Source organism: Streptomyces humicola, assembly GCF_024436035.1.
In the GTDB taxonomy this organism is placed as follows: domain Bacteria; phylum Actinomycetota; class Actinomycetes; order Streptomycetales; family Streptomycetaceae; genus Streptantibioticus_B; species Streptantibioticus_B humicola.
This window is the reverse complement of record NZ_JANFNG010000042.1, coordinates 38,545-50,158: the sequence shown is the minus strand read 5'-3', so window position 1 is coordinate 50,158 and position 11,614 is coordinate 38,545. Positions and strand designations below refer to the sequence as shown.

Annotated in this window: 7 protein-coding genes and 1 pseudogene; 4 read left to right on the top strand and 4 right to left on the bottom strand. The window is 68.7% G+C overall.

From position 1 onward, the window contains the following. Positions 1 to 133 precede the first annotated feature (133 nt). On the top strand, positions 134 to 1,198 hold the full coding sequence (locus NGB36_RS30860; protein ID WP_255923901.1) for an integrase core domain-containing protein: 1,065 nt from the start codon (positions 134 to 136) through the stop codon (positions 1,196 to 1,198). A gap of 205 nt (positions 1,199 to 1,403) precedes the next feature. Here NGB36_RS30860 and NGB36_RS30855 read toward each other — a convergent pair whose 3' ends face one another. Both NGB36_RS30855 and NGB36_RS30850 read right to left on the bottom strand, forming a co-directional pair. Then, positions 1,404 to 3,827 (bottom strand): glycoside hydrolase family 65 protein, encoded by a 2,424-nt coding sequence (locus tag NGB36_RS30855; RefSeq protein ID WP_255923903.1) that lies wholly within the window; start codon positions 3,825 to 3,827, stop codon positions 1,404 to 1,406. Positions 3,828 to 3,958: 131 nt separating this feature from the next. Next, the gene (locus NGB36_RS30850) at positions 3,959 to 4,807 is read right to left on the bottom strand and encodes a universal stress protein (RefSeq protein ID WP_255923900.1); all 849 of its coding nucleotides are present in this window, start codon (positions 4,805 to 4,807) and stop codon (positions 3,959 to 3,961) included. An 807-nt stretch (positions 4,808 to 5,614) separates the two neighbouring features. Here NGB36_RS30850 and NGB36_RS30845 point away from each other — a divergent pair. From NGB36_RS30845 to NGB36_RS30835, 3 genes are all read left to right on the top strand, one after another. After that, positions 5,615 to 6,343 carry a CBS domain-containing protein gene (locus NGB36_RS30845; RefSeq protein WP_255923899.1) on the top strand — a complete coding sequence of 243 codons (729 nt, stop codon included), beginning with the start codon at positions 5,615 to 5,617 and terminating at the stop codon, positions 6,341 to 6,343. 167 nt (positions 6,344 to 6,510) lie between these two features. After that, positions 6,511 to 8,028, top strand: a complete 1,518-nt coding sequence (locus NGB36_RS30840; protein ID WP_255923898.1) for an AMP-binding protein — start codon at positions 6,511 to 6,513, stop codon at positions 8,026 to 8,028. A gap of 26 nt (positions 8,029 to 8,054) precedes the next feature. After that, entirely contained in the window at positions 8,055 to 9,848 is a 1,794-nt protein-coding gene (locus NGB36_RS30835) for a GMC family oxidoreductase (protein ID WP_255923897.1), read from the top strand. Between the two features lie 99 nt (positions 9,849 to 9,947). On the opposite strand, the pseudogene NGB36_RS34145 reads toward NGB36_RS30835, so the two are convergent. Both NGB36_RS34145 and NGB36_RS30825 read right to left on the bottom strand, forming a co-directional pair. After that, positions 9,948 to 10,337, bottom strand: a pseudogene (locus NGB36_RS34145) (HAD-IC family P-type ATPase); the annotation flags it as partial. A gap of 453 nt (positions 10,338 to 10,790) precedes the next feature. Next, positions 10,791 to 11,603: a universal stress protein gene (locus NGB36_RS30825; protein WP_255923896.1), complete on the bottom strand. Its 813-nt coding sequence runs from the start codon at positions 11,601 to 11,603 to the stop codon at positions 10,791 to 10,793. Positions 11,604 to 11,614: the final 11 nt, after the last annotated feature.

The following is an 11,614-nucleotide window of genomic DNA, read 5'->3' as shown; positions in this document are numbered from 1 at the left end:
TCCACCCAACCCGAAGATCACGACAGACGAACAATCACATCAGCCAACAAGGTCCTGTATGGTTCCAAAAGTCCCGCACGGGCGCTGATCAGGGGTTTTGCAACGCCTCACGAACATGTCAGTCTCGGACTGCATGGCGTTGCGCGTGCTCTACCTGGTCTTCCTCCGGCTCCTCGGCCTCCTCCTGCTCCTGCCGCGGTCGGAGAAGGGGAAGGACATCGAGCTGCTTGCGCTGCGCCACGAGGTTTCGGTGCTGCGTCGCCAGCTCGGCGTGCGCCCACGCCTTGCCTGGCCCGAGGTCCTCGCGGCCCTCACCCGGCACCTGCCCGGAAGGCTGCGCCGCCACCGCCTGGTCGCCCCCGGCACCCTCCTCACCTGGCACCGACGCCTCCTGCACTGGAAGTGGAAGCAGAAACCCGCGCGCACTGGCCGACCACCGATCTCCGAGGAGCTCACCGCCCTCATCCTGCGCCTGGCCCGCGACAACGCCACGTGGGGATCAACCCGCATCCAAGGCGAGCTGCGGCGCCTCGGCCACCGCGTCGGAGCCTCCACCGTCCGCCGCATCCTGCGCAGCGCCGGCCTCGGTCCGGCACCCCGCCGCGCCGGCACGGGACCGACCTGGCGCCAGTTCCTGCGCACGCAGGCCTCCGGCCTGCTGGCCGCGGATTTCTTCCACGTGGACTCCGTGATCTTGAAGCGGTTGTACGCGTTCTTCGTCATGGAGGTCGAAACCCGCACCGTGCACATCCTCGGCGTGACCGCCCACCCCACCGCGGCCTGGGGCACACAACTCGCGAGATACCTTCTCGCCGACCTCGGCGACCGGGCCTCCGGCTTCCGCTACCTACTGCGCGATCGCGGCAGCCGCTACACTCAGGCTTTCGACGCCGTCTTCACCGCTGAGGACATCTCGATCCTGAAGAGCGCGCCGCAGGTGCCGAAGATGAACGCCCATGCGGAAAGGTTCATACGCACGGCAAGATCAGAGTCCACGGACCGTCTGCTGATCTACAACAAGTGGCACGCGCGGCGCGTCCTCGCCGAGTACGCCCAGCACTACAACACCGGAAGGCCGCACCGCGCCCTAGACCTTCGGGCCCCGGCCGACGCCACGGACATCGTCCCCTTCCCGGCACAGCGCATCCAGCGCCACGACATCCTCAACGGACTTATCCACGAGTACCGCGGTGCCTGACAGAGAATCAGCCAAGGCCCGGCGAACACGCATCTCAGCGCCCGTGCGGGACTTATGGAACCCTACAGGACGACGAGGCATGTGGATCCGCATCGTGCCCAGCGAGGTGAGCGGTCGTTCCATTCGCTCGCTGTGACCCGAAAGCCAGGCTGCGCACGAAGTCACCTCGATGCTCCGGCCGGCTCACGTCGACGTCTCGACACCGTCATGAGGAGGCGGACAGGTCGAGCCCCTCGGTGTCTCCCGGCACGACGGTGATCGCCCGGTCCGGGAGGATCACGTGGATCGGTGTGGCGTCCGAGGTAGGCACGCTGATATACAGCCGGCCGTGTCGCATGCGCAAAGCCACTCCCCAGTGCCCCCGGAACCGTATGGAGAATCCGAACTCCGACAGCTCGGGAAGCGGAGCTGGATCGAGCCACAGCGCGCCCTCGCGTGTTTCCAGCCCCGTTACGCCGCGCTGCACCAGATCGAGGGTCCCGGCCATGGCACCGAGGTGGATGCCTTCGGTCGTGGTGCCGCCCTGCAGATCCGCCACGTCCCCGGTGAGCACGTCCTGCCAGCACTGCCACGCCTCGGTGGGCCGGGCCCGCGCCAGCACCCAGCTGTGGACGAGTTGGCTCAAAGTGGAACCGTGACAGGTACGGCACAGGTAGTACGCCACCGTCCGGCGCCACATCTCGTCGTCCAACTCGTAGCCGAGCATCCGGAAAAGACCGCAGAGTTCACTCGGTGAGAACAGGTAGCCGAGCATGAGGACATCGGCCTGTTTGGATGCCTTGTACCGGTTGGGGGTGTCGCCTTCGCTTTCCAGGATTCGGTCGAGGCGCTGAATGCTGCCATAGCGGTCCCGGTAGGCCGCCCAGTCGAGTTCCGCGAGGTCCGCGTATCCCTCGAACTGGCTGATGACGCCCTGGTGGAAGGGCACATACAGCCGTCCGGATATCTCATCCCAACCGTCCAGTTCCTCGCCGCTCAAGGCGATGCGCTCGAAGAGCTCCCGGCGGCGCGGGACAGGCAGGGCCCGGGCCAGGTCCAGGGCACGGCGCATCACCCAGGCGGCGGTGACGTTGGTGTAGGCATTGTCGTCGATGCCCGGTTCGGTGGCATCGGGGTAGGCGTCGTGGTACTCATCAGGGCCGACGACGCGGCGGATGTGGTAGCGGCCGGTGGAGGCGTCCCACGTGGCGGTGCTGGCCCAGAAGCGGGCGATCTGGAACAGCGTCTCGGCGCCCTTGGTGTGCATGAACTCGCTGTCGTCGCTCGCCTGTCCGTACTGCCAAACGTTGTACGCGATAGCCGAGCCGACATGGTGCTGAAGATGAGTGTTGTCAGGCAGCCAGCGACCGGAGCGTGGGTTCAGGTGAAGCGTCTGCGACTCCTCACGCCCGTCGGAACCGCTCTGCCAGGGGTACATGGCGCCATTCCGGCCGTGGGCGTGGGCGGCCCTGATGGCCTGCGGCAGCCGGCGGTGGCGGTAGGTGAGCAGGGCGCGCGAGACTTCGGGCAGGTGCAGGTTCAGGTAGGGCAGGACGAACAGCTCGTCCCAGAAGACATGGCCGCGGTACGCCTCGCCGTGCAGCCCGCGCGCTGGCACGCCCACGTCGAGTTCGGCGGTGTGGGGTGACAGGGTCTGCAGTACGTGGAACAGGTGCAGGCGCAGGATCCGTCCCGCCTCGCCGGGTACCTTCAACTCGGCTCGCTTCCAGAGGTGTTGCCACGCGCTGGTGTGTGAGGCGAGCAGCTGCTCGAAGCCGGGGGCATCGACGATCCTGTCGATCGCCGCGTTCAGCGGGTCGCTGATCGCGGCATCGCGCGAGGTGTGCAGAGCGACCGTCTTCTCGACGCAGGCAACAGCACCGGAGGCGAGATGGACGTTCAGCAGACGGGCTGCCCTTGTGGGGGTTAGGTCGGTCCGGGAGTTGTCTGCCGTGGCACGGGCGTGGGTGCGCATGGCGAAGGCGATGCTGATGTCCGACGCGGTCGTACGGCAGTGCATCCACATCGTGTCGGCGTCGGCAACTCCCGTGCGCCAGCCGGTGAGATGACGTCCGTTGAGCTGGCGGTAGCGGTCCACCCCCGCGTTGGTCACCTCGCCGTCGATCGCTGACTCCACCTCCAGCCGTCCGGTCCAGTTCCGAGCGGTGAAGTAGGTACACAGGCCGGCTAGATGAGCATCTGCCATGTGGACGAGGCGGGTCTGTTCGACGTCGAGGTGGCCGCCCGGCCCGACCGCGAACCGGAGCTGCCGAGTGAGGACGCCCCGGTGCAGGTCCAGGATCTGCCGGTACGCTTGCAATTCGTTGGCGTCGCAGGTCAGCCAGCCAGGCTCTGTGCGATTCATGCCGTTCGTACCGATGGCGTCATGTGGCCAGACGCGGAATCGCAAGGGCAGCCAGTTCGGCAAGTTGACCAGGTCCTCGTTCTCCACGCGCCGTCCGGCGGCGGTGGAGACCAGCCGGTTGTAGCAGCCGGCGGCGTAGGTGCCGGGGTAGTGCGCCGGCCCTGCGGCCGATTCCGGGGCGGCGCCGCGTGTGGCGAAGTAGCCGTTGCCGAGCGTGCACAAGGCTTCACGCAGCCTTTCCTGGCCTGGGTCATACCCCTCGTAGGTCCACGTCCAGCCCGGCATGCTCTGCGTCGCCGGCCGGAAGCCGTGGTCGGGGCAGGCAGATCCGGCGTCCCCTGACGAGAATGTCTGATCCACCATGGATCCGCCACCTCCGGCCATATGAGACCACCCGGGTACGACTTCGGCGTCCGCTACCCGGGAACGATCGCCACCGGGCACGGGGCATGGTGAACCACCGCCTGGCTCACGGGCCCGAGGCGTGCCCCGTGACCGGGACGACGCGGCCCGCGTCCCACCACGACAAGCGAGGCCTCGGCTGCCGCGTTCACCAGCCGGCGTGAGGGCGCGTCGGAGGCGAGTTCCTCGCACACCCGGACGCCGGAGAATCTCTTCCGCCACACGGCCAGCGTCTCGCCGAGCCTGCGTCCCTTGTCTTCCCTGGCCTCGTCCAGCGCCGTATCCACGACCCACGGGGCAACGCCGTGGATCGGAGGAACCCTGCTGGCATGCACAGCACGCAGAACGGCGCCGCGCCGCTCGGCAGCCTCGAAGGCGAACTCCAGCAGCCCGTCGTTGGGGCGCCGCAGCGCCAGCCCCACGACCACCTCGCCCTGCCTGCTCACATCGGTCTCGGCTCGTACCAGGACGACCGGCTGGGTCGCGGTGGCGGCCAGCTCCAGACCGACCGACCCGAGGAAGAAGCCGGAGATCTGACCGACTCCTCGAGAGCCGAGCACGACCATCTGGCCGCGTTCGCCCTCGTCGAGCAGGACGGTCACCGGGTCACCGCGCACTTCCTCGACCGTGATCCGCAGCTCCGGGTAGCTCGACGCCAGATCCGAGGCGGTCGCGCGCAGCATGTGTTCCGCCCACCGATGCCACTCGGCCTCCAGACCGGGCGCGACGTCCGGCTGCCCAGGCCAAGCGCTCACCAGACGCAACGGCGCCTCGCGCAGCCGTGCATCGCGCGCGGCCCAGCCCGCCGCGGCCAGGCTTTCCGCAGAACCGTCGAGACCGACGGTGACAGGCAGTACCGTCACACCTCCAGCCTCCTGACCAGCTGTTCAGACCACAGCGAAGTGATCGACCACATCGGCCACGTCATCGATCTCCCGCTGACCTGTGCTGATCCCGCTTGATCTCCTGATCCACGACCAGTCTTACATCTGTGCGGTCGGCGACAAGTGCTGAACGGCCCATTCACGAGCGGACCGCTCCGTCGAACTAGCGGCCGAGCTGAAGCTGCCTCTCTCGCTCCCGGACGCAGCCGAGTCCGCAACCAGGGCGATACGGGCACGGGCCTGCGAAGAGGACGAACGTACGCGGCGCGGCGCGCTGCGGCAGGCGGCGGAGATCGTCTCCGAGGCGAAGGACCGCGCTCCCTCGCCTCCGCCACGATCTGCGCAGCCTGCTGGTCAGCTATGCGCCGGATTCGTTCGGCATCGTGACCTGCCGCGTCCCGTATCGACCGGGCCTGCGATTCGGCGTCGTCCAGCAGAGACAAGGAGGGTTGGAGTTCGGCAGCGATCTCGGCCGAGCGGTCCGCAGGGACACCGGTGGCCGCCCCGGGGGTGCCAGCCGGACGGAACCGCATCAGGAAATCGCGGAACGCCGCCACGAGAGCCCTCCTCCTGCTCGGCCCCTCTTCCAGTGTCCACACGCACCAGAGGCTGTCGCACGCTGTTGGGCTATCTGCGCTGTCCCGTGACATTGGGCCATCCGTCCCATGCCAGGGCCGTTGAGCACCTTGTCGCCCCCCGGTGCGCTGGCGGAAGACTGGTCCTACTTGGCTGGCCTTACGGACCGGTCACCGGGTTACTGGTTCCTACCGGCCATGGGAGGTCACCGTGAGCGAGCGCGAGAACCACGCTGCCGGATCGGAAGTGCGCCGTACCCTGCCGGGCCGCACGTGGCGGCCGGACGAGCACCAGCGCCAAGACATGCTGCTGCGGTATCTCGGCGCCGTCGCCACAGCGTCGGCGGCCCGCGCCACGGAGCGGCCACAGACGCTCGGCGAGGCCCAGCCGTCGCCTCGGCGGGTCCCGTCCCCGGCTGCGGAGGACGAGCCACGGGTACGAGAGGTGATGGACGCTCCAGCGGTCTCGGTTCCCGGCGGGATGCCCTTCCTCGACATAGCCCGGCTGCTGTCGCGTCTCCACCTCAGCTCCGTCCCGGTCGTCGACGCCGACGACCGCGTCATCGGCGTCGTGTCCGAGTCCGACCTGCTGGCGAAGGCCGCCGTGGAGGCCACCGACCACCGTCCGGGCCCGGTCAGCAGGTTGCGCGAACGTCGTCTGCACGACGAGGCGCAGGGCGAGACGGCGGCCACCTTGATGACGGCACCCACGATCAGCGTCTACCTCGCGACGCCGGTCGCCGACGCCGCCTGGCTGGCCGCCCGTTCCCGCCTCAAGCCGCTGCCGGTGACCGACCACAAGGGCCGACTCGTCGGGGTCGTACGCCGGATCGCGCTGCTTGAGGCCCTCGTACACCGGACCCCTGCAACGGCAGGTGATGAGGGAGCCGAAACGACCTCAGTAGATCAGGCGGGCCGGCCGAAACCGGCGGTCCCATAACACTCCGGTGCGGTCTCCTCGAGGGTGCGACTGCGAGAGGCGGTGATCGCATGCGGCTGCCCGCGAGCTGCAGTCCGGCGAGGAGGTGGGCCGAGCTGCAGGCACTGATCACCTGGGTGAGAGCCGACAGGTCCGGCCTTGACCGGCTGGATCGGCTACCGGCGATAGTGTCTGCGCTGCTGGCCTACGGATCACTCGGCGGAGCCGTCACCGTGGCGGCATTGCGGTACGGCGACCGGCCAGGGTTGACCGACGAGGCGGGCACACTCAGCTTCACCGAGCTGGACCTCCGTTCCAATGCACTGGCCAACGCGTGGCAGGCGATCAACATCACCCATGGCTCGACAGTGGGGATCTTGTGCCGCAACCACCGGGGGCTGCTCGACGCAGTGTTCGCGGCGGCGAAGACCGGGGCCGGGATACTCCTGCTCAACGTCGACTTCGCCGCGGCCCAGGTACGGGAGGTGTGCGCCCGGGAGGGCGTCGGCACCCTGGTGTACGACGCCGAGTTCACACACCTCGCCACCACCGTGGACACCGTGACGAGCCGCTTCGTCGCCTGGACCGGTCGCACCTCGTACGCACCACCGGACCGGACCCTGGAGTCTCTCATCGCCGAAGGCGATACCGCCCCGCCCGCGCCCCCCATACGGCACAGCCCGCTGATCGTGCTCACCAGCGGAACCACCGGGAGCCCCAAAGGCGCACGGCGAGAACGGCTGGAGGGGTTCGCCCTGAGCGGCGCCGTGCTGTCGAAGGTCCCCTTCCGTTCCGGTGAGGCAGCCTACGTCGCGCCGCCGGTCTTCCACGGCCTCGGCCTGCTCGCCACCGGCCTGAACCTGGCGCTGGGCAGCACCGTGGTGACGCGTCGGCACTTCGATGCGCGCCAGGTGCTGGCGAGCATGGCATCGCAGCACTGCGCCGGCCTGGTCCTCGTCCCCGTGATGCTCAAGCGCATCCTCGATCTCGGTGAGGACACCATCGCCCGATACGACCTGTCCGGGCTCCGGATCATCCTCAGCGGGGGCGCTCCGCTGGGCAGCACGCTGGCACGGCGGGCTACGTCTGTCTTCGGCGACGTCCTCTACAACCTCTACGGCACGACAGAAGCCGCCTGTGCGGCCATTGCCACTCCCGCGGATCTACGCGCAGCACCCTCGTGCGTCGGACGCCCACCCTTCGGTACCACCGTCAAGCTCCTGGATGCGCACGCCCGCGAACTGCCCCGTGGCGCCACAGGCGCCATCCACATCGGCGCCTCCGGCCAGTTCACCGGCTACACCGGCGGCGGTACCGGGCAGAGGGTGCGTGGCTTGATGCCCACGGGCGATGTGGGCCACTTCGACGCGGCCGGACGGCTCTTCGTCGACGGGCGCGACGACGAGATGATCGTCTCGGCAGGCGAGAATGTCTTCCCGGGCGAGGTGGCCGACCTGCTCGCCGGCCATCCGGCTGTCGCCGACGCCGCCGTCATCGGCATTCCCGACGAGGATTTCGGCCAGGCCTTGCGGGCCTTCGTCGTCCGCCGTGCGGGGCAGGAGCTGACAGCGGACGACGTCAGGAACTACGTGCGGACACGCCTGGCCCGCTACCAAGTCCCGCGCTCCGTGGTCTTCGTGAAGACGCTGCCGCGCGTCGCGTCCGGGAAGGTCCTCGTCCGCAAGCTTCCGGCCGGAGAACTGTGATCTCACTGAAATGGAGGGTCCGCCAAGTGTCCGAGCATGACGAGCAATCCACGGAACGCCGCACCACCTACGACTACGATGTGGTCGTCGTCGGCTCCGGTTTCGGCGGGGCGGTCGCCGCGCTCCGGTTGAGCGAGAAGGGATATCGCGTAGGCGTCCTCGAGGCAGGCCGTCGCTTCAGCCGCGGCACGCTGCCGAAGACCTCCTGGGACCTGCGCAACTTCCTGTGGGCGCCGGCCCTCGGCCTCTACGGGATCCAGCGCATCCATCTGCTGGGCAACGTGCTGGTGCTCGCCGGCGCCGGGGTGGGCGGTGGCTCGCTCAACTACGCCAACACCCTCTACGTCCCGCCGGAGGCGTTCTTCCGCGACCGCCAGTGGGGCCACATCACCGACTGGCAGGCCGAGCTGGAGCCGTACTACGACCAGGCCGAACGGATGCTGGGCGTGCGGCTCAACCCGACGATGACCCCTTCCGACATCCATCTGAAGGCCACAGCACAGAAGATGGGCGTCGGCGACACCTTCCACCTGGCGCGGGTCGGTGTCTTCTTCGGAGACGGCAGGGACGGCAACGGGACCGTGCAGGCGAGGCCGGGCCAGAAGGTACCGGACCCGTACTTCGGCGGCGCGGGGCCACCTCGCCACGCCTGCCTGCAGTGCGGCGAGTGCATGACCGGCTGCCGGCACGGCGCCAAGAACACCCTCTGCGACAACTACCTGTACCTCGCCGAGAAAGCCGGCGCCGTCATCCATCCCATGACCACCGTCGTCGGCCTCACCGAAGATCCTGAAGGCGGCTACCGCGTGATAGCCGTACCGACCGAGCGCCGCAGGAAGGCCCGGCCGCGCGTATACCGCGCCGGGCAGGTCGTCCTCGCCGCCGGCACTTACGGCACGCAGACACTGCTGCACACCATGTACGCAGCAAGCCTGCTCCCCGGCATCTCACCTCGGCTGGGCGAGCTGACCCGCACCAACTCCGAGGCGCTGGTCGGCGCCGAGACCGACGAGTACAGCTACATGAAGCTGACCGGCAACAGGCCCGACTTCACCCGCGGCGTGGCGATCACCTCCTCCATCCATCCCAACGCGACCACCCACATCGAGCCGGTGCGCTATGGCAAGGGCTCGAACGCGATGGGCCTGTTGGCGGTGCTGCAGGTGCCGTACGGCGGGCGGGCCCCGCGCTGGCTCTCCTTCGCCGTCCACAACGCCAAGCACCCCATCCTTTCGCTGCGCGCCCTGTCCAACCGGAAGTGGTCGGAGCGGACCATCATCGGCCTGGTCATGCAGACCCATGACAACTCGCTCACCACCTACCTGCGCCCGAAGCAACCCGGAAAGGGTTTGTTGACAGCGCGCCAGGGGCTTGGTGCGCCCAATCCGTCCTACATCCCGGAAGGGATGGAGGCGGCACGGATCCTCGCCGAGGAGATCAACGGCTTCGCGGCCAGCAGCATCGGCGAGATCATCGACGTCCCGATGACCGCTCACTTCCTCGGGGGCTGCGCCATCGCCGAGGACCCGGCCGACGGCGTCATCGACCCCTACCACCGGCTCCACGGTTATCCCGGCATCCACGTCGTCGACGGTGCGGCCGTCTCCGCCAACCTCGGGGTCAACCCGGCTCTGACCATCACCGCCCTCGCCGAACGCGCGATGGCTCTGTGGCCCAACAAAGGCGGCCGAGACCCCCGGCCCGCCCAGGGCAAGCCGTACCAGCGCGTGGAGGCCGTCGACCCGAGGTTCCCGGCCGTCCCCAAGCATGCCTTCGCGGCACTCGTGCTCCCTGTACCGCCGGTTCCGCCGAAGACCTGACGGGCCCCCAATGGGTGGGAAATGCAGCGTGCAGTCGCTGGGTGCGAGGGATGAGCCGGGTGCGACTCCGTCCAGATCCCGGCGCCCTCGCGCAGTCCACACGGCCGTCGGGCGCATGCGGTTCTCCGTGAGCGTGCCCGTCTTGTCGGTGCAGATGACATCCGTCGAGCCGAGGGTCTCCACCGCGCTCAGCCGTTTGACCAGCGCGCCACGCGTCGCAAGCGCCTTGACCGCCACCGCGAGGGCCAAGGTGATGACCGCCAGCAGACCCTCGGGAACCATTCCTGCGAGCAGGCCGGCTGCGAAGACCAGTGCGTTGAGCAGGGACAGGCGGGCGCCGAAGGTGGCCACCGGGATGAACGCCGCAGCCAGCGCCACCGAGACCCAGGCGATCAGCCACGCTACCCGCCTGACCTGCCGTTCCAGAGGGCTCGGCTCCTGTGTGACACGTTCCGACAATGCTGCGATCCGGCCGAGTTCGGTCGTCATGCCGGTAGCGAAGACCACGCCCCGCGCCTCACCTCCGGTGCAGTTGGTGCCGCTGAAGACGAGTTCGTGCGCTCTAAGCACAGGCACGTCGACGTCCAGAATCGACGCCGATCGCAGTGTAGTGGTGGTCACCAACCGCGCACGCTGCTGCAAGCTGCCGTCGAGCTCGGCGAGCAGGTCCTCGTCATCCTGGCGAATGGAGCGCAGCAGGCCCGCGTTGGCCTCGTCCCTGGCCTGGTGGGCGATTGCTTCGCCGACTCGGCCCATCGCCACTGCGTAGGCCGCCACCGCGTACTCCTCCTCGGCGTCCTTCGGTAGCTGGTACTCGGTGGCGGCGCGGCAAGGTGGCGGGGACGCCGATGGCCACATCGAACGGCCTCCGGGCCGCCGCGGTGCTCAGATTCCAGACGCAGAGGAATGCCAAGCGTGCCCGCCCATGACGTTGCAACCTGCTCAGCTGCTGGTCGATGCAGCGGACGTGATCCCGCACGTCGCCGACACGGCGTTCCAATGCGCTGCGGTCGCCAAGTGGGGTCGTTGCCGCATGCGCCATGAACCGGTTGGCCACCACGGCCACGGCCACGGCCTCGGCTTGGCGGGCCTCACGCAGCGCGGGTACCGCCGGTTGCATCGTCGCCTCCATCCCGATCTTCGCCTGGTACGACTGAGCCGTTGGCGGGCGCGACGCTCCGCACCAGCAGGTGGGCAGTCGTGACCGTCCTCGGCTTTCACCGTGCGCCGAGGTGGCTCCATACGCATCTGGGGAGCTCCGCCCTGACCGGCGGCTGCCCTGGGACGAGGGAGGACACCGCGGCATCGTCGTCGAGGTAGGGCAGACATGGCAGCTTCCCCGAACGACCTACGTGTGATGAGGGACGCCAGTGTCACCGTCGGACGTGCACGGGCCCGTGGGGGACGACGATGACGGGGCACGTAGCGTGGTGGATGACGCCATGGGCTGACTGATCCGAGGGGCGGGCCCGGGAACCCGCCGCGCCCCCGGCTGCCCACCACAAGGGCGAGCCCATAGGAGGCCGTCTCGGAGAGTATCTGGACGGCGTGTCCGCGGAGCAGTTCGTGGCGGACGTGCACGTCCGGGTACTTCTCCTGCCACCCCGCCGTTGCCTCCGCCAGCAGCCGTCGCCACTCCTGCTCGGCCTGTTCCGCGCGACCGCCGCCAAAAGAGGGCGGTTGCCATGCCGCTAGCGCGAGCAGATGGGCGCCTCGGAAGGCGGCTTCTTCGAAAGCGAACTGCACTGCGGGCATGGAGGCTTCGG